Raw genomic sequence first — 20,588 nt, 5'->3', positions numbered from 1 at the left:
GCGGCCCGGGCGTCGTCTCTCCAATTTAGCAACTCGCGCTCCACTGCGTGAGCCCGACTTGCGCGTTACACCGCTTGTGCCTCGCTCTTGCCGCTGCGCAGCATGCCGTTGCCGGCACGTGCGATGAGTCGATTGACGCCGCCCACCACGGCGCGAATCGACGCCGTTGTCAGGTTGGCATCGACGCCCACGCCGAAGACGCTGCCCGCCACGCCCTGCGCGGCCATTTCTGCAAACGCGATGGCATCGGCATTGGCGCCCTGGCCCAGCGCGCGCTCTTCGTAGTGATGGATCGACACGGGGGCCGTCAGCACGTGCGACAGCGCGTGCACCAGCGCATCCAGCGGCCCGTTGCCGGCGCCTTCGCAGATGTGCTCGCGGTCAGCAATGTTCACCACCAGGCGGATGTGCTGACTGCCGTCGTCCCGCTCGGTCAGGCGGTGCGATACGTAGCCGATCACGCCATCGCCGCGCAGATACGTCTGCTGGAAGAGCGCCCAGATGTCGGCGCCCGTGGCTTCGCGGCCGCTCTCATCGGTCAGCTGCTGAACGGTGCTGCTGAACTCCACCTGCAGGCGGCGCGGCATGGCCACGCCATAGCCGGATTCCAGCAGATAGGCGATGCCGCCCTTGCCCGACTGGCTGTTCACGCGAATGATCGAGTCATACGTGCGGCCCACGTCGGCGGGGTCGATCGGCAGGTAAGGCATTTCCCACAGCGCATCGGGCTTCTGCACCGCAAAGCCTTTCTTGATCGCATCCTGGTGCGAGCCCGAGAATGCCGTGAACACCAGATCGCCGACGTACGGATGGCGCGGATGCACCGGCAGTTGCGTGCAGTCTTCGCAGGTCCGTGCCACGTCATTGATGTGCGAGAAATCCAGCTCCGGATCCACGCCTTGCGAGTACAGGTTCAACGCAAGCGTGACGAGGTCCACGTTGCCGGTGCGCTCGCCATTGCCGAACAGGCAACCTTCCACGCGATCGGCGCCGGCCATCACGGCCAGCTCAGCGGCAGCCACGGCCGTGCCGCGGTCGTTGTGCGGATGCACGGAGAGGATGATCGAATCGCGGCGCGCCAGATTGCGGTGCATCCATTCGATCTGGTCGGCGTAGATGTTTGGCGTGGCCATTTCCACCGTGGCCGGCAGATTGAAGATGATCTTGTGCTCGGGCGTCGGCTCCCAGACTTCGGTCACCGCGTTGCAAACCTCCAGCGCGAAATCCAGTTCCGTGCCGCTGAAGACTTCCGGGCTGTATTGGTACGTCCACTGCGTCTCGGGCATCGTTTCCGCAATCTCGCGGATCAGCCTGGCGCTTTGCACGGCAATGCGCTTGACGCCGTCGCGGTCGGTGTTGAACACCGTGCGGCGGAACACCGGCGCCGTTGCGTTGTAGACGTGGATGATGGCGCGTTTGGCGCCGCGCAGCGATTCCATCGTGCGGCGGATGAGGTCTTCGCGCGCCTGCGTGAGGACTTCGATGGCCACGCCGTCGGGGATGTGTCCGCCTTCGATCAGCTCGCGCACAAAATCAAAATCGGTTTGGGAGGCGGCGGGGAAAGCGGCTTCGATTTCCTTGAAGCCGATCTGCACGAGCATCTTGAACATGCGCATCTTGCGCTCGGCGTTCATGGGCTCGAACAGGGCCTGGTTGCCGTCACGCAGATCCGTGCTCATCCAGATCGGGGCACGGGTGATGGTCTTGTTGGGCCAGGTGCGATCGGCGAGGGCGATGGCGGGGAAGGGGCGGTACTTGGTGGCGGGGTTCTTCAACATGGTGTGTGCGTCCTGTGAGATCGAGATCGGTTTCGTGCAACGGGGACGGCCGCGCGGGCGGCGTCCGGGGTGGCCGGAATCGGGTTCGGGATGTGGCGGCCAGACAGCCACGGGCGCGTGGTCTGGCAACCGGTCGGTAGTCGTAGCGAAAGCGGGATCGAGGCGTGCATGAGAGGCTCCAACGATTCGGCGCACAAACTGCGCCACACTCAAGGCCCGTCGCCGCTTACGGCACGGACCGGTCAAACACCGGAACGAGGGGAAAGAGAGGTCTACGCGCTTACACGCGTAGTAGGGAAGCGGATAGCAGACCGCGCACGCACGAGAGGGTGCGGGCAGGAGCGGTACGGAGGGTGGTCTGCTGAGAATGCATTTGGCGATAGTGATGGGGAAGGCCGGGGGCTGTCAAGTTGCTTGGGCGAATTTTGGGGACGTTGTTGGCGGGAGAGGAGACACCCCATCCTGGCCCGGCAAAAAAGGCCGCCCGCCAGCCAGAAACCATGTGACGTGGGCGCCAGCAGAACCCATCCGAACCTGCTTTAATACACCCCGTCCATGCCGCCCGCCCGCTATATCAGCGGGTTTATAGCGGCGAGACCCCTCACGCCCCACAAGGAGAATCCCCCAATGGTCACGTTGAACATCAACGGCAAACCGGTGGAAGTTGATGCTGATCCATCGACGCCGCTGCTCTGGGCGTTGCGCGACAACCTCGGTCTGACAGGCACGAAGTTCGGTTGCGGTGTCGCCTCGTGCGGCGCCTGCACGGTGCACCTGAACGGCCAGCCCACGCGCAGCTGCGTGCTGCCGATCTCTGCGGTGGCCGGCCAGCAGATCACCACGTCTGAACACATCGCCGACGACAAGGTCGGCAAGGCCGTGCTCGATGCCTGGGTCAAGCACGACGTGGCGCAATGCGGCTACTGCCAAAGCGGCCAGATGATGAGCGCGGTGGGTTTGCTGCGCACCAAGAAGAAGCCGACCGACGCCGACATCGACAGCGCGATGGCTGGCAACCTGTGCCGCTGCGCGACGTACCAACGCATTCGCGCGGCCATTCACGACGCAGCGAAATCGCTCGCCTGAGCCCACCGGAGAATTCACGATGCGTATTCGAAATCTTGAAGCGCTGGCCGGTGGCGGCGCGCAACATCAACCCGCCTCTGCGGAGGCCGGGTCGGCAACGCTTGATCGCCGCAGCTTTCTAAAGCTCACGACGCTGGCCGGCGGCGGCCTGGCCCTGGGCGTGACACCGGTGCTGGCCGGCGCGCAGGACGCAAAGGCCAAGCCGCCATCGCCGCCGCAGGCGTTCATCATCATCGCGCCGGACAACACCGTCACCGTGGCGGTGAACCGGCTGGAGTTCGGTCAGGGCGTGCACACGGCATTGCCGATGGCGCTGGCTGAAGAACTCGATGTCGATTGGCGCAATGTGCGCGGCATGTTGGCGCCCGCGGGCGACCCATACAAGGACCCGGGCTTCGGTATCCAGATGACGGGCGGCTCGACGGCGCTCAATCACTCGTTCCAGCAATACCGCGAACTGGGCGGCCGCGCGCGTGCCATGTTGATCTCGGCGGCGGCCGAGCGCTGGAAGGTCGATCCGTCGACATGCCGCACCGCCAATGGTGTGGTCACGTCGGGCAGCCACCGTGCCACCTACGGCGAGCTTGCTCAGGCCGCGATGGCGCTGCCGGTGCCGGCGCAGGTCACGCTGAAGAACCCGTCGCAGTTCCGCATTGTCGGCAAGCCGACGCCGCGCCTCGATGCGCGCGCGAAGCTCGACAGCTCGCTCAAGTTTGGCCTCGACACGCGCCTGCCCAACATGAAGGTCGCTGTGCTGGCCCGTCCGCCGCGCTTTGGCGGCAAGGTGGCCAAGTACGACGTGGCTGCGGCCAAGGCGGTCAAGGGTGTGGTTGATGTGCTGCAGATCCCGACAGACCGTGGCGGCACGGGCGTCGCCGTCATCGCCGACGGGTACTGGCCGGCCAAGCAGGGCCGCGACGCGCTGCAGGTCACGTGGGAAGACGCCGGCTCGACGGTGTCCACGCCGGCGCTGATGGCGGAGTACAAGAAGCTCGCCGGCCAGCCCGGCACGGTGGCCAAGGCCGCCGACATGAGCGCAATCCAATCTGCCGCGACGCGCATCCAGGCCGACTACGAGTTTCCTTACCTCGCGCACGCGCCAATGGAGCCGCTGAACTGCACGATCGATCTGCAGAAAGACGGTGGCAAGACCACGGGCGCGAAGGTGTGGGTCGGCTCGCAGTTCCAGACCATTGACCAGGGTGCCATCGCCAAGGTGCTCGGCGTATCGCCCGAGAAGATCGAGCTGAACACGATGATGGCGGGCGGCGGTTTTGGCCGGCGCGCGATCGTCACGTCGGACTACGTGGTTGAAGCGGCCAACGTGGCAAAGGCCTATGCGGCAGCTGGGCACAACGGCCCCGTCAAGGTGATCTGGAGCCGCGAAGACGACATCCGCGGCGGCTACTACCGCCCGATGCACCTGCACCGCGTCAACGTGGGCGTGGACAACAGCGGCAAGGTCGTCGGCTGGGACCACGTGATCGTCGGTCAGTCGATCCTCAAGGGCACGCCGTTCGAAGCCTTCATGGTCAAGAACGGTGTGGACGAGACCATGGTCGAGGGCGTGATCGAAAACGACTACGGCTTCCCGATGCAGTTGACGGTGCACCATCCGGACGTGAACGTGCCGGTGCTGTGGTGGCGTTCCGTGGGCCACACGCATACGGCCTACGTGATGGAGACGATGGTTGACGAGGTTGCGCACGCGGCCAAGCAAGACCCCGTCGCTTTCCGCCTCGCGCGCTTTACGGGCAAGGAACATGAACGCCATCGTGCGGCGCTGCAGCTCGCCGTCGACAAGTCCGGCTACGGCAAGCGCAAGCTGCCCAAGGGTCAGGCCTGGGGCGTTGCGGTGCATGCGTCGTTCGAATCGGTGGTGGCGTACGTGGTTGAGGTGTCGGTCGACCAGGGCAAGCCGCGCGTGCATCGCGTCACGGCCGGCGTGCATGCCAACCGCGTGGTCAACCCGATGGGCGCGGAAGCGCAGATCCAGGGCGCGTGCGTGTTCGGTCTGGCGATGATTCAACCCGGCTTTGCCATCGACATCGAAAACGGTGCCACCAAGAACAGCAACTTCACCGACTTCCCACCCGTGCGCATGCCCGACGCGCCGCCGGTGAACGTGTTCTTCGTGCCGTCGGAAGACAACCCGACCGGTCTGGGCGAGCCCGGCACGCCGCCGATTGCACCGGCGGTAGCCAATGCGCTGTTCACCCTGACCGGCAAGCGTCAGCGCAAGCTGCCGTTTGACACGGTTTAGTTTCTAGTTGTCATCATCGCGTGATGTGATGGAAGCCGGCATGCAGTCCTGTGTGCCGGCTTTCTTGTTCTTGCAGCCTCGTATCCCCCCAGTTTTGCGGACCGATTCTTGCGTCCGCGATTGCGTCGTTCACCCACCGGAGGAGCATGTCATGGCATTGAATATCCTGTACACCGCCCACGCCAAGGCCACAGGCGGCCGCAACGGCCACACGCAAACCGAAGACGGCCAGGTCTCGCACGACCTGTCGGTGCCCAAGGCCATGGGCGGCCCCGGCAAGCCCAACACCACCACGCCCGAAGACCTATTTGCCGCCGGCTATGCCGCGTGCTTCGGTTCGGCGTGCGACTTTGTCGCCAAGAGCATGCTCAAGCTCAACCCGAGCAATATCGAAATCCATTGCGATGTGGGCATCGGCACGCGCGATGAAGGCGGTTTTGGCCTGAAGGTGGGGCTCACCGCGCGGATCGGCGGGCTCTCGCAAGCTGATGCCGAGAAGCTGGTGGCCCAGGCGCATCAGGTGTGCCCGTATTCGAACGCCACGCGCAACAACGTGGAAGTCACCCTCAAGACCGAGGTAGTCTGATGCCGCAGCGGCCTGTTGTTGGTGTGTTGCTGGCCGCAGGCCGCGGCAGCCGGTTCGACGCGGCGGGCGTGGCCAACAAGCTGCTTGCCCCGCTGCCCGATGGAACCCCCGTGGCGGTGCAGGCCGCGCGGCACCTGATGCAGGCGCTGAGCGACGTAGTGGCAGTGGTGCCCGCCGCCGCCACGCATGGCGCGCAGGTCGATCAACTGGCAACGCTGTTGGCCGAGGCTGGCTGCGAAGTCTTGCGCTGTCCCGATGCTGCACGCGGTATGGGCGCCAGCCTGGCTGCCGGCGTAGCCGCACGCCCGCAAGCCGGCGGGTGGATCATCGCCCTGGCCGACATGCCGTGGATTGCCCCCGAGACCATCACCCAAGTCGCCAACGCAGTGGATCCACACGGTTGCGTTGCGCCCTTTCATGCCGGGCAGCGGGGCCACCCGATCGGCTTCGGGGCCGACTTCTTCGCGGGCCTGACAGCGCTCGACGGGGACGAGGGCGCGCGGCGGCTGATCGATCCTGCCAAGCTCATCCGCATCGAGACCGATGACGCCGGCATCCTGCGCGACGTCGACACGCCGGCCGATCTGGCCCGCTGATCGAACGTTTGCCCGTGGGCATGGGGTGTTCGGGGCTGATGCAGGCGGTCCTGCGAAGATTGGCTAACAAAAGCCGCGTTTTCGGCCAATCCCACTTGTCCACAGCAACGCGCACACCGCTTGCAAAACCCCCCGCAAGCAGTTGACGGAAAAGGGTTTGTTGCACGATGTAACAGGGCTGCCGAATGTGGATAACTTTGTGCGGGTGCACAGGTTTTACGTGCGCTGCATGTTTGCCCAAACCCGTCAAGCCCTTTTGTGGTTTGGGTCTCGGCAGGCGGCGCCGGTTATGCACAGAACATGTGGATAAGTCTGTGGGAAACACCATCCGAGCGGCGTGGCGACGGCTTTTGGTCGGCGCTGCTTGCGAATGCGGCACGGCCTCTCAGACGCGCCCGCCCTGCACATTGCAACGATTGATTACAACTTGAAACAGCAAGTCCGGCACCCGTTGGCCAAACTCCCGATACGCGATGGCTTGATCGCGACCGACGCATTCAAGGAGAAAAACATGGTTCGGGTACTGACGATTCTGCTGGCCGGTGCGACGTTGCTGACCGCAACCGGCTGTGCCGACATGACGGCACGTCAACGCAATACCGCCATTGGTGCGGGTGTGGGCGGGTTGGCCGGCGCTGCTTTGATTGGCGGCCCGGGTGCCACGCTGGGCGGTGCCGCACTGGGCGGCCTGGTGGGCAACGTATCGACGCGTTGATTTCGGTTCGACCTGCGCGTCGACTCAAAAAGAAACGGACCCGGGGTTAAACCTTCGGGTCCGTTTTTTTATACCTGTGCGCGGCTTCGGGTGCGCAGCAATTCTTCCAGTGCCGACACTTCCAGCGGCCGCCCAAACAGGAAGCCCTGCACTTCGTCGCACGCATGTGCGGTCAGGAAAGCCGTTTGCTCCGGGGTTTCCACACCTTCGGCCGTGACCGTCATGTTCAGCGCGCGGGCCATCGCGATGATGGTCTTGGTGAGCGCCACGCAGTCGGGCACCCCAGGCACGCCGCTGATGAACGAACGATCGATCTTGATGTTGTGGATCGGCAAGCTGCGCAGATACGACAGCGACGAGAATCCGATGCCGAAATCATCGAGCGAGATGCGCACGCCCCGCGCGGCCAGGCTCATGAGCAGGCGCTGTGTCGATTGCCGGTCGGCCAGCAGCACGCTTTCCGTCAGTTCCAGTTCCAGCCGGCCGGGCGCCATGCCCGAAGCCTTGAGCGCTTCATCGACGTCGCGCTCGATCACGCCCGCATCGCATTGCCGCGCGGACACATTCACCGCCATGCGCCCCGTGAAGCCGAACTTTCGTGCCCATGCCTCGCCCTGCGCGCAGGCTTGCATGAGTGCCCAGCGGCCGAGTTCGAGGATGTAGCCCGACTCTTCTGCCACGTCGATGAACTCGGAGGGCGACACTGCGCCCAGTTCGGGGTCGGACCACCGCATCAGCGCTTCAACCGCCACCAGTTCGCCTGAGTCGAGTGCGTACTTCGGCTGATACACCAGCCGCACCTGACCGCGCGCCAGCGCACGCCGCATGCGCTCGTTGAGTGTGAAGCGGCGCAGCATCTGTGTTTCCAGCGCGCGCGAATACCGCGTGATGCGGTTGCGCCCGTTTTCCTTGGCGCGGTACATGGCGGCTTCGGCATGGCTGACCAGCGTGGCCGCATCGCCGCCGTCTTCCGGGTAGGCCGCCACACCGATGCTGGCCGACAGATGCACTTCACGTTCGCCACCGGTAAAGGGGCGGGCCAGCGCGTCGAGCACCTGTTGTGCAAGCGTGTCGGCAGCGTTCGGGTCATCGATGGCCACGCAGAACTGGTCGCCACCGAGGCGGGCCAGCAGCGCGCGCTGGCCCGCCTGGCCGCGGATGCGCTGCGCCGCCATGTTCAGCACCTGGTTGCCCATGTGGTGCCCCATCGCCTCGTTCACGGTCTTGAAGTGGTCCAGCCCGATATACAGCAGTGCGGATTCCCCGGTGGACGGCAGCGCCAGCCGCGCATCGAGCCGCTCGATGAACGCCGCGCGATTGGGCAGGCCGGTGAGCGAATCCTTGGTCTCCAGCAGGCGCAGCTGCTCGTAGGCGGAACGCTCGGCCGTGATGTCGGTAAAGATGACCAGCACCGCGTGCGGGGATGCGCTGTCCGGCGAGAACATCGGCAGCACCGATTCACGCAGCCACACGATCTGCCCATTACCGGCCGGCACGCCCACGACGACGTTGCTGATCGCTCGCCCCGTGCGAGCCGCCAGGGTGGAGGGCCATGCGGCGCGGGGCAGGATGGCGCCGTCTTCACCCAACATCATGTCGTTCAATGCCACACGCGGGCGGCCTTTCCATGACGCGCCCGACATGCGCAAGATGTCCGCCGCGCTGCGGTTGTACGAAAGCACGCGGCCATCGGTGGACAGCGTCAGCACGCCTTCGCTCAGATGATTGACGACCAGCCGGTACTGATCACGCAGCTCGCGGGACTGGCGATATTCATTCTCCAGGCGCAGCAGCTTGACCAAGGCGGCGATGTAGCGGCCGCAGTCTGCGCGCAGCGTTGTGTCGTCGCTCGGTTTGGCAGTTGGGAAGAAGAGGCAGAGCAGATCATCGGCGACGGCCATGCCGCCATGTTGGGCCGGGATGCGGCACAGCCATGTCGGATGCGCGGTGTCTAACACGCGGACAAGTGCTTCGTGCAAAGCCGTGGGCGCATTGGCTTCGTGAACCAGTTCGATGGGCGCTAGCTCATTGAGCAGCGGCGCGATGCGGGCCAGTTCGATATCGAACTCACCCTGTGCCGCGGTGGGCAGGTGCGCCGCGTGGTCGTCGCGCAATGCCAGCTTCGCCCGGGCGCGCTGTGTGCCATAGAGCCTTGCCCGCCCGGAGACGACACGCACCACGACGCACAGCGCCGACGGCAAGGCAGCCTCCAGCGCCCGCAGCGCAGCATGCAGCCGCTCGCCGAGCGAGGCGGCGGACGGCAGCGTGGAAAGCAGATGATCAAGATGCTCGTGCGGCAGCGCTGCACCGATGGCTTCGGCGCTCAGCACGCGCTCGCCGGCCTTGCCCGGCAATTGCGCATCGAGCGGCAGCGGCAACCCGTGCACGACCACCTGCTGCGCTGGCAGCCCATCAAAGCGGGTTGGCGTCACCGTCAGCCTGACGCTGACCACCTCGTTGGAATCGCCGGCAGAAAGGGCGGAGACGAGCTGTGCTGCCGGAATGGGCCGAGCATCGGGCTGCGTCGCATCGGCGTCTTCTCCGGTACGGGCCTCCAGCCATGCGGGAATGTCCTGGAAGAAGCGCGAGAAGGGCTCGCCGAGCAGTTGGTCGGAGGACAGCGCCCGCACCATGCAAACACCGGCTGCATTGGCAAAGACGATGCGGCCTTCAAGCACCACATAGAGCGGAACCGGAAGGCTTTGCGCCGACAACGGGTAGGAAATTTCGTCTGGCATCCCACGCTCCAACTGAGGCATTGCCCGGCATCTCACTCAGCATGGACTTCGGCCGACACTGGCCGCGAGAACGCCGGCTGCCGGAAGTCGGGGGCAATGCTATTCATGATGCGCAAAAGTCGTGCGCGGCGCAAAGTCTAGTTTGTGGTCGATACAACACATTCTGAATGCGTTTTGTCAGACGCGCAGTTGTTCGTTTGTCGCGCGGGTTTCAAAACGATTGGCTGCGGGTCTGGTGCGAGCGACGGTTCCATTTGGGCATGCGGGCCATGTCCACTCTCCTGCGCGGCGAAATGCTGATCGATCCAGTGATGCGTCAGTGTCAACCCGATTGCACACATCAACATGCATGTTCCCATTGTCAGGATGAAATAAGCGCTGATCCGTTCGACTGAACGTTCTGGAAAGAAAACGGTCGCGGCGACAAACAGGGTGCCTGCCAGTACGCCAAAGACCAAAAGCAGATAGTAAAAACGACGCGGCAAGGGCGAATTCATCGTTGTCTCATCCAACTGCAACCAAGAGGGTGGTGCTTTCAATCGTTTTACCGCCCCCTCAAATGGGCATGCCATGACGGGGCCATCGCGGTGCAATGGCATGCCTGGCCGGAGGCTTGCGCATGAATTGATATTGCGTTTGCTGTACTGCAGCGATGCTGCAGATTGCCGCTTGCGCCGAAAGCCGGAATTGCGGGACCCGGCAGCGCTTGCTATGGTGGTGGCACTGAAATGAAGCGCGATACCAGTTTGCTGCCTTGCATGATCGCGTACGCTAATCCGATGCGTCAATTCGACTTTCCGGTTGAAACTGAGCATCTGGTGTGCCACGAGTTGATTCGTGGCTTAGTGGAGCGGTTTGAAGGGCCACGATCAAAAACGTTGAAATTTGATTTCAGTTATGAATACAATTGATCTAATATCTGATCCACACCAGACTTCACACCGGAATTTATTGGGAGCGCATATGGCGACATACAAGGAATTGGTTGCACAAAAGGCCAAACTGGAAGAGCAGATCGAAACTGCGCGTGCCAAGGAACTGGAAGCGGTTATCCAGCAAGTGCGCCAGACGGTTGCCGAATATGGCCTGACGGCTGAAGACCTGGGCTTGGCTCAGCGTCGCGGTCGCCGTGCCGGTGCGAAGGCGCCGGTGCCGGCGAAGTATCGTGACCCGAAGACAGGCGCAACGTGGTCCGGCCGCGGCCGTGCTCCGGCCTGGATCGGCAAGAACCGCGATAAATTCCTGATCGCCTGATTCGTCAGGCCCTGCCTGACGCGCAAGTGCCGCAATGCAAATGGCCCACCTGCCCGGTGGGCCATTTGCGTTGCTGCGAGTGATGAGCGTTCCTGTATAAGGAAGGCATGACGCCCCGCCTGCCCAAATACCTCGAACTGGCCGACTGCATTCGGCTCGACATCCTGCATGGAACGCTGCCGGCCGGCAGTGTCGCGCCCAGCGAGAACGAAGTCGCCCAGCGCTACGGCGTATCTCGTTTGACGGCGCGCCGGACACTGAACGAACTGGCGGCGCGCGGGCTGCTCAGGCGCTCGCGGGGGCAGCGCAGCGTGGTGCTCGACCGCGTGGGGCCACATCGGCCGGTGCTGTACGCGCCGGGCCAGTCCGATGCTGCGTTGGAATACGTGCCGGGCGCCGTCTATACGGTCAGTGCATTTCGACTGGAGCAGGCCGACGAAACCGTGGCCGCCGCGCTTGACCTGGCGGTGGGCGCGCAGGTGGCGTTTGTCGAGCGCCGCGCTCAGGTGGATGGCCAGCCCATCATGCTGCTGCGCACGTGGCTGACGTCCCGACTCGCGGCGATGCTTGAGGCGCGCGACTTCGAAGATCGTCTGTTCGTGCAGGTCTTCCAGCGCGCCAACCTGACCATCGCCCGCTCGCGCGAGGCGCCGCTGGCCTGTGTGGCCGATGCCCACCAAGCCGCGCAGCTCGGCGTGCAAGCGGGCGTGCCGCTGGTGCGTGTGCGCCGCATCGGCTACAGCCTCGCCGACGTGCCGATCTCCATCACGTACTGCGATTTTTCTCCTGAACGCTATACGCGTGAAGTCGATATCCGCGTGCTTCAAAACGACTGAAAGCGCACTGCGCCACAGCGGTGCAGAAACGGCGCCACACACCCCGCAATGGGGACTTGTCCCCCTAGGGTATTCAAGCTAGTCTGCGCCCCTTCCCAGGAAAACGTATTCATTTGTGAAGCGACGCTTTGCCAACAACGTATTGGCACGGCAGTTGCATTCACGGCGCCATCTCAGCGGCGGCGGGTTGAGCCACCTGCCGCCTCGAAGCTGATTCAGTCGATTCAACACACCGGAACCACAAGAGGGAGAACTCAACAATGCAACTCAAGCGACGTTTTTCGCTGGCCGTGCTGGCTGCCGCCGCCGGTTTGACCGCAGGCGCAGCGCAGGCCCAATCGTCTGTGACGCTGTACGGCCAGGTGGATGCATGGGCGGGCGCCACCAAGAACCTGGGCCAGGACCGCGCATGGGGTGTCAACTCGGGTGGCATGTCGACGTCGTACTGGGGCCTGAAGGGCAGTGAAGATCTGGGCAACGGCCTGAAGGCGATCTTCACGCTGGAAGCGTTCTTCCGCCCTGATACGGGCAAGTCCGGCCGCTTTGATGGCGACCACTTCTTCGCACGTAATTCGTTTGTCGGCCTGCAGTCGAACACCTGGGGCTCGATCAAGCTCGGCCGCAACACGCCGCCGTACTTCGTTTCGACGATCCTGTTTAACCCGTTCATCGATTCGTACACCTTCTCGCCGATGGTGTTCCACACCTACCTCGGCAACGGCCGTTCGGGCGCCGCGGGCATCTCGGGCCTGGTGGGCGATTCGGGCTGGGACAACTCGATCATGTATTCCACGCCGGACATGGGCGGCCTGACAGGTACCCTGATCTACGGCGCTGGCGAGCAGGCTGGTCACAACGGTCAGAACAAGTGGGGCGGCAGCCTGCTGTTCTTCCGCGGCAATTTTGCGGCCACGGCGGCGTTCCAGCAGGTGCGCTACGACGGCGCGCCGGGCGATCTGAACAGCCTGGTGGCGGGCTTTGCGCGCCAGACGGCGGGGCAACTGGGCGCGACGTATGACTTTGGCGTGGTCAAGCTGTACGGCCAATACCAGTACATCAAGAACACGATCAGCACCGGCGACGCCAAGAGCAACGGCGGCCAGCTGGGTGTGTCGATTCCGGTGGGCCCGGGCAGCGTTCTGGCGTCGTATGCCTACACCAAGACCTCGGGTGCAGCCGACGTGAAGCGCAACACCTGGGCGATCGGTTACGACTATTCGCTGTCCAAGCGCACCGATGTGTATGCGGCGTATTTCCGCGACAAGGTGTCGGACCTGTCGACGGCCGACACCTTCGGCGTAGGCATCCGCGCAAAGTTCTAAGCCTTCCGCGTTCTGCTTTTCCTTGTCGCCGCCCGCGTCTCGACAGCGTGGGCGGGCATTTGCAACGGCGTCCGGATTCCGGGCGCCGTTTTTTGTTGTGTGGAAGATGGGTAAGAGCGGAGCGTCAGCCCGTGCGCGCCAGGCGTAGCGGTGGCGAGGGCAGCGACGAGGGCTGCGCTCCAATGTGTGGCTGATTCAGCAGCATGGCGCCGCGCTGCGTGGCAACGAAGACGGCCTCGGTACGGCTGCGCACTTCCAGCCGGCGATACAGCGCGTTGATATGCGCCTTGGTTGTCGCCTCGGAAATACTCAGCATGCGGCTGATGGTTTTGACCGGATGCCCGCGCGAGAGCAGTACGAGAATCTCATATTGACGCTGCGTCAGGCCGAGCAACGCGCCATCGTCATGGCCATTGGCCGAACCTGCCGCAATGGCTTCAGACCGCGCCAGCACGATCGAGGCCGGCACATAACGGCCGCCGGCGAGCACCAATTCCAATGCCGCTGCAATCAATTTGCCGGAATAGCTTTTCAGCAGATATGCCGAGACATTCAATTGCATCAGCGTACGCACGTGCGCAGCGGAATCGGTTTCGCCCAGTATGGCGATATGTCGGGGATGCGGCTGTTGCAATAGCCGGGAGAGGGCCGGCAGATCGTCGATGCCGGGTAAGGGCAGCCCGATCAAGGCCAGTTCGGCGTCCGCATGCGCCGCGAGACTTTCAAAGAGGGTTTCGTCCGGCTCGACGCTGACCACCTCGGTAATGGCCGGCAAGGATTGCAACACATGGGTCGCGCCGGCACGCACCAAAGGGTGTGCCTCCACTACGATTGATTTCACTGCGCCGCCTGTCTGGTTATGGTTTGTTTGCCCATTTCCGGAATCAGCTTGTTGCCGCGTCTATTTGGACCAGGCGGTCCAAAATCAATGGGGCCGTGCTTGTGGAAATGCTTCTGGCGCGCGGTCTCGGTATATTTCCCCGTTCAACCGGCAGTCACCGCAATGCGGTGCCACCGGGCCGAAACCTTGCACGCCATTCAGGCGCAATTTCCTTCCGGTTTTTCTTGTTTATGTCGCCAGGCGCGGAGGATTAACCCCGCCAAAATCGCAGAATAAATCCCCAGCATGCTTGTTGCACCCATCAATGGGATGTAAACCTTTTTGTCTACCCCGATCGGTGGTGCGCTAGACCCCCCTATACATAGCAGGATCAGGCAGCAGCAGCTAGCCCCACTTCACGCCCATTGACGTGAGCGTAAAGCAGGGCTTTTGTACCGAAAAAACGTGTTCTGGTGGCTTATTGCGCGACGACCGAGAAGCGCGGCATCGACAGCGGTTGTTTGCCGTCGCGGCCGTAGGGTGTGCCGCCGCCATTGTTGGCGGCATGCAGGACGGACAGCGCGTTCTGCGTGGCGCGCAGGCGCAGGTCGATCAGGGTGCCGTTGTCGATGTTGCGCTGGCGCAGCAGGCGGGCCAGGGCCAGGTTCTCGTCGAACAGGCGGCTGGCCGTTTCGTCGGTGCGCAGATATTTGACCAGCCCGTACGGATCGGCGCCGCCGTGCTGCGCCCACCACAGGCGGCGGTCACGGTCGGCTTCGCCCAGCGCGGCGAGCTGCTTCTGCTTGGTCTGTGTGATGCGCTCGAGTTCAACCATGTCGCCATCGCGCAACGCCTGCGCTTCGGCATCCAGGGTGAGGGTGGCGGCGCGCAGCAGTTCCTGCTCGTCGGCAAGGGTGCGGATCAGCAGTGTGTTGTCCATGGTGACTACCTCAGGCTTGGAAGCTTGGGCAGCCGCCGGCCGGCACGCCGCCCCGCCGCGTGCGGTCGAGAGTCGGAAACCCTCGGACCGGCGGCGTCAGAAAATACGGGGGACGGACGACGGGAAACCCCCGTCAGACCTTCTTGGAGCGCGTGGAGAGCAGCGATTGCGCGTCGGAAAGCGCCGCATCGGCGATCTTGCCGGCGTCCATCTTGAGCGTGCCGTTCTGAATGGCACTGCGGATCTGCTCGACGCGTGCGGCGTCGAAGTCGCCGCTGCCCACTTGGCGCGAGACTTGTTGGACCGACAGCGACGGCGAATCGCCGGTGTGGCGCGGGGTGCCCGAAGCCGTCGTAGCGGCCGGGGACGAGCCGGTCGCGCGCGTCGACCCGGACGCAGCGTCCTTGGTCGGCGCAACGGCCGGCGTGTTGTTCACGATATGGTTGATTTTCACGGGTGTCTCCGAAGAGCGCGTTCATCCTAACACCCATATCGGCCAACCCCGGCCCAAACTTTAGCGGCAGGTATCGATTACGCATCACAGTAGAAAAGTGATCCGCCGTTATCAATTTGGACTTAAAACTGGATCGTTACGACACCGACGGACTGTGCAATGCCGGAGACGACATTGCCGTTGGCGGTGCGCACCTGCGCCACCTGGCCCACGGCTGCCTGGTTCAAGGCCCGGCCGTCGCTGCTGACCTGGAAGCCACCGCCCTCGGCGATGAGCTTGACGGTCTGGCCGGCCTGCACGGCAACCGGCAGGCGCAGGCTTTCGGCGCGCAGCGGCTGGTTGGCGGCCACGCTCGTGAGCAGTACACGCCCCACCACATCGGCTGGCTGCTGCACGACCGAGGCCGGCAGCGTCGACAGATCGCCCGTGCGGGCTTCCAGGTCGCCCATATCGAGCGTCTTGCCCGGCGGCAACTGGTGCGAGGCGACGTAATACGTCCCGGTAATCTGGATTGTGGCCGGCACCCAGGCCGCCCAGGCGTGCGGCGAGCGGCAGCGCACTCCCACTTGTATACGGCCGCGCAGGCGGTTGGCCGCTGGCAGCATCAGGTCGATCTGGTCGCAGGGCTGGTTGGCTACACGTGCATCCACCGGACCGACCTCCACCGACGCACGTGGCGCCCCCGTCTCGTTCGTGCCGCCCAGGATGTCCAGTTGGGATTGCAGTTGTTGCTGGATCTGCATCTGGATGGCGTTCGGCCCCTGAATGGTGGTGGGCTGCGCGGGCTGTTGCACGGCTTGGGCAGGCGGATAGCCCACCCGCACCATGCCCTGTGCATGCGCCAGGATCGGGTGCACGACGCTGGCCAGCAGGCCCAGCGCCAGGATCAGCAGCAGCTTGCGCTGGCGCCCCGCCAGCGGCATGGCCGTGGTGGCAGGTCGGATCGGGTGGTGCGCGCTGCGTGCAAACCGCGTGGACATGGAGAGCCCCTTCATCAAAAGTCCGGTGAAGTGTAGCTACGCGTGCGCGAGCGCCAAATGCGGAAATGTCGGCCAATCCCCCCCTTATTCGGACGAATGGTCTTGCATACCGGCCCCTAGACTTTGCAACGTGGTGAAGTCCCTGGCGTTGTGCGGTTCCTGGCCGTACAGCCTGCCCCGGTGGAAGGTTTCCCGGCCAACCTCTGGATTCGCAGACAGGTCTTTTCCACTGAGGCTGCATGACGGCAACTCAGCAAGACAAGCGGTTCAGCGGTTTTGGAGACGGCATCGGCGGTTTTTGAAGGGGCCGCTGATGCCGAGTTCTCCGGCCGAAGGGAACGCGCAACACGCAAACGCAAGACAGAACGCAAACCCCGGCGGGTGGCAGCAATCACCAGGATGCCACGCGCGAGGAATGACAGACATGGTCGACAAGCTGGATCAGTTGTTCGGTTTTCAGGAGCAGGCGCTGCACTTGCGCTCGCAGCGTCACCAGATCCTGGCCTCGAACATCGCCAACGCCGATACGCCCAACTACAAGGCGCGCGACTTCGATTTTGAGTCGGCGCTGCAGAAGGCGGTCGGCCAGCAAAGCGGTAACAGCCTGCCGATGACGGCAACGGCTGCAGGTCACCTGAGCGTGGATGGCGCACCGGCCGGCGATGTGTCGCTGATGCAGGCGTCGCTGTCGCAGCAGACCAAGGCGCTGCAGGGCGAGGTGCAGTACCGCACGTCGCAGCAGCCGTCCATCGATGGCAACACGGTGGACATGGACGGCGAGCGCATGCGCTTTGCCGACAACACCGTGCGCTACGAGGCCGATCTGAGCATCGTGACGCAGAAGATCAAGTCGATGCTGGCGGCGATTCAAAACAGCTAGCGCGACGTAGCAAGAGCAGCAAGAGCAGCAAGAGCAGCAGACAGGCATTAAGACGACCGCGCAGCAATCACGCGCGGCGAAAGAGGGGCGGGAACTGTGTGGCGCTCCGGGCCCGGAAAGATCGGTCCGGAGCAAGCCGCCATGCAGAACACCGGATCGGTCCGGCAGCCGCGCCGGCAACAGTGTTTGAAGACATCGGAATCAACATGTCGCTATTCAAGGTGATGGATGTAGCTGGCAGCGCGCTCACCGCGCAGTCCAAGCGCATGAACGTGGTCGCCTCCAACTTGGCCAACGCCGAAAGCGTGACGGGCCCGGACGGCAAGGCGTACCGCGCCAAGCAGGTGGTGTTCTCGCCCGCGCAGGAGTCTGACGACTACGCCACCGGCGTGTCGGTCGACCGCGTGGTGGAAGACACCGTCACCCCCATGAAGCGCATGCACCAGCCGGGCAACCCGCTGGCCGATGCCGACGGCTACGTGACCATGCCGAACGTCGATGTGGTGGACGAAATGGTCAACATGATTTCTGCGTCGCGCTCGTACCAGGCCAACGTGGAAGTCGCCAACACCACCAAGACGATGGCCTCCAAGGCTCTGACCCTGGGCCAGTAAACGGCACATTCCCAGCGAGACACGAACATGACCGTCAGCTCAACCGGCAGCACGACCAGCACCTCGAGCACGACCTCCGGCAACCAGCTTGCCATCACCAACGGCAGCGACCTGCAGAACACGTTCATGAAACTGCTCGTGGCGCAGTTGAAGAACCAGGATCCGCTCAACCCGATGGACAACTCGCAGATGACCTCGCAGCTTGCGCAGATCAACACTGTGAACGGCATCCAGCAGTTGAACACCACGATGTCGAGCATGCTCACGCAGAACGCGACCACGCAGGCGTCGTCGATGATCGGCCGCTCGGTGCAGGTGCCGACCAACAACCTGACGCTGGCCTCGGGGGCTGCCAACTTCGGCGTCTCGGTGCCCAACGGCGCCGACGACGTCGTCGTCACGATCACGAACGCTGCGGGCGTGGCCGTGCGCACCGTCGATCTCGGCCAGATGGGGGGCGGCAGCGGCAACTACACCTGGAACGGCAAGGACGACAAGGGCAACCAGCTTGCCGACGGCGCCTACTCCATCAAGGTGTCGGCCACGCAGGGTGGAAAGGTCGTTACGGCCAATGCGCTGGGCACCGACAAGGTGGCCGGCGTCACGATCAACAACGGCACGATGCAGCTGGTGTTGGCGTCTGGCGGAACCGCCAAGCTGTCCGACGTTGCATCGATTCAGTAATCACAGGTCAACTGCGGGCAGACCCCGCGCTTCTATCTTCTACGGGAGAACACTATGGGATTCCAGCAAGGCCTGAGCGGTCTCGACGCCGCCTCTGCAAACCTGGACGTGATCGGCAGCAACGTGGCAAACGCCAACACTGTCGGCTACAAGAAATCGACCGCCGAGTTTGGCGACGTGTACGCGCGCTCGCTGGTGGGTGCATCCGACAACCAGATCGGCCAGGGCGTGAGCGTGACCAAGGTGTCGCAGTCGTTCACGCAGGGCAACGTGACCATCACCGGCAACCCGCTGGACATCGCGATCAACGGCACGGGCTTCTACCGCATGGTCGACCCGTCGAGCGGCCAGGTGTCGTACACGCGTAACGGCCAGTTCCAGACCGACAAGAACGGCTTCATCATCTCGGCTACCGGCCAGAACCTGACCGGCTACGGCGTGGATTCGACCGGCAAGGTCAACACTGCCGTGCTGACCAACCTGAAGATTCCCGTCAACGACCTGGCGCCGCTTGCCACCACCAACACCGCGTTCGGCGTGAACCTGGATGCCGCCGCCACGGTGCCGACCACCACGCCGTTCTCGGCCACCAACTCGGCCACGTTCAACCACTCCGTTTCGGAGCAGGTGTACGACGGGACGGGCACGGCACACATGCTGACCAACTACTACGTGCGTACCGCCGCAGGCTGGGATGTGTACTCGCAAGTGGACGGCAACAATCCGACCGGCGGCAACCCGGTGACGGCGCTCACGTTCAACAGCAGCGGCCAACTCACCTCATCGCCGAGCAAGATCAACGTGGCCTTTGGCGGCATGAGCATCGCCACCATGGATTTCACGGGCACCACGCAGTACGGCGGCGGCTACAACGACACCGCCCCGGGCGTGACGCAAGACGGTTACGCCACCGGCCGCCTGGCCAGCTACGCGGTCGGTACCGATGGCACCGTCACCGCGCGCTACTCCAATGGCCGCACGTCGACGCTGGGCCAGATCGCCATGGCCAACTTCAAGGCTCCGGCAGGCTTGCAGAACATCGGCGGCAATCAGTGGGTGGAAACGTCCAACTCGGGCGCTCCGAACCTGGGCACGCCGGGCATGGGTTCGTTCGGCCTGCTGCAGTCGTCGGCGGTGGAGCAGTCCAACGTGGATCTGAGTCAAGAGCTGGTCAACATGATTGTTGCCCAGCGTTCGTATCAGGCCAATGCGCAGACCATCAAGACGGAGGACACCATCCTCCAGACGCTGGTCAGCATGCGCTAACGGGTAGCAGGAGCCCAGCATGGACCGCTCGATTTACGTGTCGATGACCGGCGTGAAGCACCTGTTCGACCAGCAGGCTGCCAGCGCCAACAACCTCGCCAACGCCAGCACCACCGGGTTCAAGGCGCAGATCGACGCGTTCCATACGGTGGGTGTGCAAGGCGAGGGCTCGCCCACGCGCAGCTACGTCATGGCCTCGGCCATCGGTACGGACCTCGCGCCCGGCCCGATCGAGACCACTGGCCGCAGCCTGGACGTGGCCATCGACGGACAAGGCTTCTTTGCCGTGCAGACGCCGGATGGCGGTGAGGCTTACACCCGCGCCGGTACGTTCCAGCTCGGTGCCGACGGCACGATCCAGACGCTCTCGGGCCAGCCCGTGCTGGGCGACGGCGGCCCGATCACGTTGCCGCCCGACACCACGGTGCAGTTTGCCAAGGACGGTACGGTCAACGCGATCAGCGCCGACAGCCGTACGCCGCCCGTGTCGCTGGGCCGTCTGAAGCTGGTGAGCATCGACCCGTCGAACATCGATCGCGGCGCCGACGGCCTGTTCCGCCAGCGCGACGGCCAGGACGCCAGCGTGGACGAGAAAGTCCGCGTGACCGGCGGGGCGCTGGAAGGCAGCAACGTCAACCTGACCGACTCGCTGGTCAACATGATTGCGATCTCGCGCCAGCTCGAAATGCAGATGAAATCGCTGCACACGAGCGACACGAATGCCCAGTCGGCCAATGAACTGCTGCGCCACGCCTGAACGGCCGGCGCATTGAATT

20 protein-coding genes are annotated in these 20,588 nt (G+C 63.9%); 13 read left to right on the top strand and 7 right to left on the bottom strand.

The genetic code is table 11. The annotated features are described in order from the left end of the window. Window positions 1–65: 65 nt before the first annotated feature. Entirely contained in the window at window positions 66–1,778 is a 1,713-nt protein-coding gene (gene leuA / locus CFE42_RS07105; protein WP_004631387.1) for a 2-isopropylmalate synthase, read from the bottom strand. A gap of 627 nt (window positions 1,779–2,405) precedes the next feature. On the opposite strand from leuA, the gene CFE42_RS07100 reads away from it, so the two are divergent. The 5 genes from CFE42_RS07100 (at window position 2,406) to CFE42_RS07080 (ending at window position 7,024) form a co-directional block, all read left to right on the top strand. Continuing rightward, the gene (locus CFE42_RS07100; RefSeq protein ID WP_004631388.1) at window positions 2,406–2,864 is read left to right on the top strand and encodes a (2Fe-2S)-binding protein; all 459 of its coding nucleotides are present in this window, start codon (window positions 2,406–2,408) and stop codon (window positions 2,862–2,864) included. A 19-nt stretch (window positions 2,865–2,883) separates the two neighbouring features. Continuing rightward, window positions 2,884–5,127, top strand: coding sequence for a xanthine dehydrogenase family protein molybdopterin-binding subunit (locus tag CFE42_RS07095; protein ID WP_004631389.1), 2,244 nt, complete (start codon window positions 2,884–2,886; stop codon window positions 5,125–5,127). A 151-nt stretch (window positions 5,128–5,278) separates the two neighbouring features. Beyond that, on the top strand, window positions 5,279–5,713 hold the full coding sequence (locus tag CFE42_RS07090) for an organic hydroperoxide resistance protein (protein ID WP_004631390.1): 435 nt from the start codon (window positions 5,279–5,281) through the stop codon (window positions 5,711–5,713). Then, window positions 5,713–6,309, top strand: a complete 597-nt coding sequence (locus CFE42_RS07085; RefSeq protein ID WP_004631391.1) for a nucleotidyltransferase family protein — start codon at window positions 5,713–5,715, stop codon at window positions 6,307–6,309. The genes CFE42_RS07090 and CFE42_RS07085 overlap by 1 nt, the downstream gene beginning before the upstream one ends. Before the next feature lie 511 nt (window positions 6,310–6,820). Further along, complete coding sequence (locus CFE42_RS07080; protein WP_009277078.1) at window positions 6,821–7,024, top strand: hypothetical protein; 204 nt, start codon at window positions 6,821–6,823, stop codon at window positions 7,022–7,024. 68 nt (window positions 7,025–7,092) lie between these two features. Here the strand turns inward: CFE42_RS07080 and CFE42_RS07075 are convergent, their stop codons facing one another. Both CFE42_RS07075 and CFE42_RS07070 read right to left on the bottom strand, forming a co-directional pair. Continuing rightward, window positions 7,093–9,762 (bottom strand): GGDEF and EAL domain-containing protein, encoded by a 2,670-nt coding sequence (locus CFE42_RS07075; RefSeq protein ID WP_004631393.1) that lies wholly within the window; start codon window positions 9,760–9,762, stop codon window positions 7,093–7,095. A 137-nt stretch (window positions 9,763–9,899) separates the two neighbouring features. After that, a complete protein-coding gene (locus CFE42_RS07070; protein WP_152458822.1) occupies window positions 9,900–10,589 on the bottom strand; it encodes a hypothetical protein in 690 nt (229 codons plus the stop codon). Between the two features lie 136 nt (window positions 10,590–10,725). On the opposite strand from CFE42_RS07070, the gene CFE42_RS07065 reads away from it, so the two are divergent. The 3 genes from CFE42_RS07065 to CFE42_RS07055 all read left to right on the top strand — a co-directional run bounded on the left by CFE42_RS07065 (window position 10,726) and on the right by CFE42_RS07055 (window position 13,174). Continuing rightward, window positions 10,726–11,016: an H-NS histone family protein gene (locus tag CFE42_RS07065; protein ID WP_004631395.1), complete on the top strand. Its 291-nt coding sequence runs from the start codon at window positions 10,726–10,728 to the stop codon at window positions 11,014–11,016. Between the two features lie 107 nt (window positions 11,017–11,123). After that, on the top strand, window positions 11,124–11,852 hold the full coding sequence (locus CFE42_RS07060; protein ID WP_004631396.1) for a GntR family transcriptional regulator: 729 nt from the start codon (window positions 11,124–11,126) through the stop codon (window positions 11,850–11,852). 260 nt (window positions 11,853–12,112) lie between these two features. Beyond that, window positions 12,113–13,174: a porin gene (locus CFE42_RS07055; protein WP_004631397.1), complete on the top strand. Its 1,062-nt coding sequence runs from the start codon at window positions 12,113–12,115 to the stop codon at window positions 13,172–13,174. 124 nt (window positions 13,175–13,298) lie between these two features. Here the strand turns inward: CFE42_RS07055 and CFE42_RS07050 are convergent, their stop codons facing one another. From CFE42_RS07050 to flgA, 4 genes are all read right to left on the bottom strand, one after another. Beyond that, window positions 13,299–14,015, bottom strand: coding sequence for a response regulator transcription factor (locus tag CFE42_RS07050; protein ID WP_027692990.1), 717 nt, complete (start codon window positions 14,013–14,015; stop codon window positions 13,299–13,301). A 457-nt stretch (window positions 14,016–14,472) separates the two neighbouring features. Further along, a complete protein-coding gene (locus tag CFE42_RS07045; RefSeq protein ID WP_004631399.1) occupies window positions 14,473–14,934 on the bottom strand; it encodes a flagellar protein FlgN in 462 nt (153 codons plus the stop codon). A 133-nt stretch (window positions 14,935–15,067) separates the two neighbouring features. Then, window positions 15,068–15,388: a flagellar biosynthesis anti-sigma factor FlgM gene (gene flgM, locus CFE42_RS07040; protein ID WP_004631400.1), complete on the bottom strand. Its 321-nt coding sequence runs from the start codon at window positions 15,386–15,388 to the stop codon at window positions 15,068–15,070. Between the two features lie 122 nt (window positions 15,389–15,510). Next, entirely contained in the window at window positions 15,511–16,368 is an 858-nt protein-coding gene (gene flgA, locus CFE42_RS07035; RefSeq protein ID WP_037044321.1) for a flagellar basal body P-ring formation chaperone FlgA, read from the bottom strand. 424 nt (window positions 16,369–16,792) lie between these two features. Here flgA and flgB point away from each other — a divergent pair, with 424 nt between their 5' ends. From flgB to flgF, 5 genes are all read left to right on the top strand, one after another. Next, window positions 16,793–17,248: a flagellar basal body rod protein FlgB gene (flgB, locus tag CFE42_RS07030; protein ID WP_004631402.1), complete on the top strand. Its 456-nt coding sequence runs from the start codon at window positions 16,793–16,795 to the stop codon at window positions 17,246–17,248. A 206-nt stretch (window positions 17,249–17,454) separates the two neighbouring features. Continuing rightward, entirely contained in the window at window positions 17,455–17,862 is a 408-nt protein-coding gene (gene flgC, locus CFE42_RS07025; protein WP_004631403.1) for a flagellar basal body rod protein FlgC, read from the top strand. A 27-nt stretch (window positions 17,863–17,889) separates the two neighbouring features. Next, window positions 17,890–18,546, top strand: a complete 657-nt coding sequence (locus CFE42_RS07020; RefSeq protein WP_004631404.1) for a flagellar hook assembly protein FlgD — start codon at window positions 17,890–17,892, stop codon at window positions 18,544–18,546. A 54-nt stretch (window positions 18,547–18,600) separates the two neighbouring features. Next, complete coding sequence (gene flgE / locus CFE42_RS07015) at window positions 18,601–19,812, top strand: flagellar hook protein FlgE (RefSeq protein WP_004631405.1); 1,212 nt, start codon at window positions 18,601–18,603, stop codon at window positions 19,810–19,812. A gap of 19 nt (window positions 19,813–19,831) precedes the next feature. Beyond that, window positions 19,832–20,569, top strand: coding sequence for a flagellar basal-body rod protein FlgF (gene flgF, locus CFE42_RS07010; RefSeq protein WP_004631406.1), 738 nt, complete (start codon window positions 19,832–19,834; stop codon window positions 20,567–20,569). Window positions 20,570–20,588: the final 19 nt, after the last annotated feature.

The sequence above is a fragment of the Ralstonia sp. PBBBR1 genome, assembly GCF_002256165.1.
In the GTDB taxonomy this organism is placed as follows: domain Bacteria; phylum Pseudomonadota; class Gammaproteobacteria; order Burkholderiales; family Burkholderiaceae; genus Ralstonia; species Ralstonia thomasii.
The sequence above is the reverse complement of the archived record's forward strand: the minus strand, read 5'-3'. Positions and strand labels throughout refer to the sequence as shown.